General features: G+C 62.6%; 3 protein-coding genes. All 3 read left to right on the top strand.

Annotated elements, in window-relative coordinates:
• The coding region (locus EOD15_RS32630) for a type II and III secretion system protein family protein (protein WP_148129764.1) at positions 1-906 on the top strand (906 nt) is incomplete at its 5' end.
• 4 nt (positions 907-910) lie between these two features.
• Positions 911-1,180, top strand: a complete 270-nt coding sequence (locus EOD15_RS32625; RefSeq protein ID WP_127269273.1) for a hypothetical protein — start codon at positions 911-913, stop codon at positions 1,178-1,180.
• Between the two features lie 65 nt (positions 1,181-1,245).
• Positions 1,246-2,460, top strand: a complete 1,215-nt coding sequence (locus tag EOD15_RS32620) for a CpaE family protein (RefSeq protein ID WP_127379844.1) — start codon at positions 1,246-1,248, stop codon at positions 2,458-2,460.
• Positions 2,461-2,523 lie beyond the last annotated feature (63 nt).

Raw genomic sequence — 2,523 nt, 5'->3', positions numbered from 1 at the left:
GTCAACATCTCATCGTCGCAGCAGGTCCAGCTCAATGTCCGTTTTGTCGAGATCAACCGCCAGGCGGGTCAGGATCTGGGCGCCAAATACGCCGCCAATTTTGCCTACGGCCTCGGTGGCCGCGACGTCTCGATCGATCCGGGTACAGTGCCGGCCGCCGGCACCGGCGAGATCATCGGCAGGCTTTTGTCGAACGGCGTGTCGATCGATATCGCCATCAAGGCACTGGAAGAGCGCGGCCTGGCGCGGCGGCTGGCCGAGCCGAACCTGATCGCCCGGTCCGGCCAGACGGCGAGCTTCCTCGCCGGCGGCGAATTCCCGATCCCGGTCTCCGAAGACGACGGCAAGATCTCGGTCAGCTACAAGAAATACGGCGTCAGCCTGGATTTCACGCCGACCGTCCTCAAGGATGGGCTCGTCAGTCTGGACATCGCGCCGGAAGTCTCCTCGATCGACGCATCGGCCTCCTACAATATCGGCACCATCTCGGTTCCCGGCTTCATCGTGCGCCGTGCCAGGACGTCGGTAGACCTGAAGAACGGCCAGAGCTTCATGATCGCTGGACTGCTGCAGTCGCAAAACGACATCACCACGTCGCGCATTCCCGGCCTCGGCAAGATGCCGGTGCTTGGGGCGCTGTTTTCCTCGAAATCCTATCAGCGGCGCGAGACCGACCTCGTCATCATCGTGACGCCCTATCTGGTCAAGCCGGTCGATCCGTCGAAGAAGCTCGTCGAGCCGACAGATGGCACGCAGCCGGCCAGCAACGCCGACTATTTTCTCAACAACACCGAGGAAGTGAAGGATTCCGATGCCGGTCGCACCGTGGCGCTGGCAGACGGCCGCGTCACTCAACCTGCAGCGGCCGCTTCGGCTGGGCATTTCCTCGACCTGCCGAAGGATTGAAGCCATGCGTCTGGTCTTTGGATCGAGCGTCGCCTTGCTGCTGACCGGCTTTGCCGCCGGCTGCACCAGCGACGACTATGTGCGCAGCGAAGGGCCGACGGCCGGCGCCGGAAATGCGCAGGCCGCCAACACCGTCATGCAGATGGTCGATCCCTGGAAATACGGGGTCCAGAACACCAGGCTCCTGGTGCCGGCCCAACGAGGCAGTGCCGCGGCTGTCACACCCGATCAGGCGGCCGGTGCCAAGGCGTCGCAGTCCAGCACGACCAATTGATCCCACGGGCAACTGATCCAACGGGCAACTGATCCAACGGTCGATCGACCTGACAGGCTGACAGAATGGCAAACGGCATCAAGACCAGGAAGATCCTGCTCGTATCGACCGACAGGACATTTGCGCAGGACACGCGCACCGCATTTTCCGCCTCCGAGATCATACAGCTCTCGACGGTGGAGAAGAACGTCACCGAGTTGCGCGGCGAGATCCAGGAAGCCGACTTCGGCGCCATCATCGTCGACATGGATGCGGCAAGGCTGGAGGAGGTCGAGTCGCTGCAGCGCATTATGCGCCGGCTGGAGGACAAGGTTCCGGTCGTCGTCGTCACCCAGGAGTTCAACGCCGCCGCGGTGCGCATTCTGGTGCAGCTCAAGGTCGCGGATTTCCTGGTCAAGCCGATCACCACGGCCGATCTGGTGCGCTCCGTCGTGCGGGCGCTGCAGGGACCTGGGCGCGAGGAAAACACCGAATCGCAGATCTACACCTTCATGCCTGCCGCGGGTGGCGTCGGCACCACCACGCTGGCGCTGCAGACCGCTTTCCAGCTGCATCACTCGGTGACGCGCGGCGCGTCGACCTGCGTCGTCGATCTCAATTTCCAGCAGGGCGCCTGTGCCGAATATCTCGACCTCGAACCGCGTTTCGACATCACCGAGATCGAGAACCAGCCCGAGCGTCTCGACCGGCAACTGCTCGACGTGATGCTGTCCAAGCATGCCAGCGGGCTGTGCGTGCTGGCGGCACCGGCGCATCCAGCAGAGATGCGCTCGTTCAAGACCGATGTCGTGGTGCGCATGCTGGACCTCGTTTCGGCGTATTTCGACAATGTCGTCATCGACATGCCACGCACCTGGTTTCCATGGACGGAAACCGTGCTGCTCGGTTCCAACAAGCTCTACATCGTCGCGGAAATGACGGTGCCGTGCCTGCGCCACACCCAGCGGCTGATCCAGGCGGTCTACGAGACTGCCGGCAAGGAAGTGAAGCCGAACGTCATCGTCAACCGTTTCGAACAGAAGATGTTCGACAACGGCATCAAGCAGGCGGACGTTCAGGAAATTCTTGGCGAGCATTTCGTCGGCGGCATCGCCAACAACTACCGGCTGGTGCGCGAAGCGGTCGATCGCGGCGTGCCGCTGCACGAGATCGATCCCAACGCCAATGTCGTCAACGATCTGAAAAAGATCATCCTGCCGGAGGAAGCGGTCCCAACTCGGGCGAAATCGCGCTCGCTGTTTGGCATCGGCCGTGGATTGCTGAAGAGGAAAGCCGGATGACCAGCCGCTTCTCCGCCCTGCAGAACCGCGATGCGCTTCCGCAGCGCGTGCCTGAGACGACGC

Source organism: Mesorhizobium sp. M7A.T.Ca.US.000.02.2.1, assembly GCF_003996995.1.
GTDB lineage: Bacteria > Pseudomonadota > Alphaproteobacteria > Rhizobiales > Rhizobiaceae > Mesorhizobium.
Note: the sequence above shows the minus strand (reverse complement) of the source record. Positions and strands in the feature narration are given on the sequence as shown.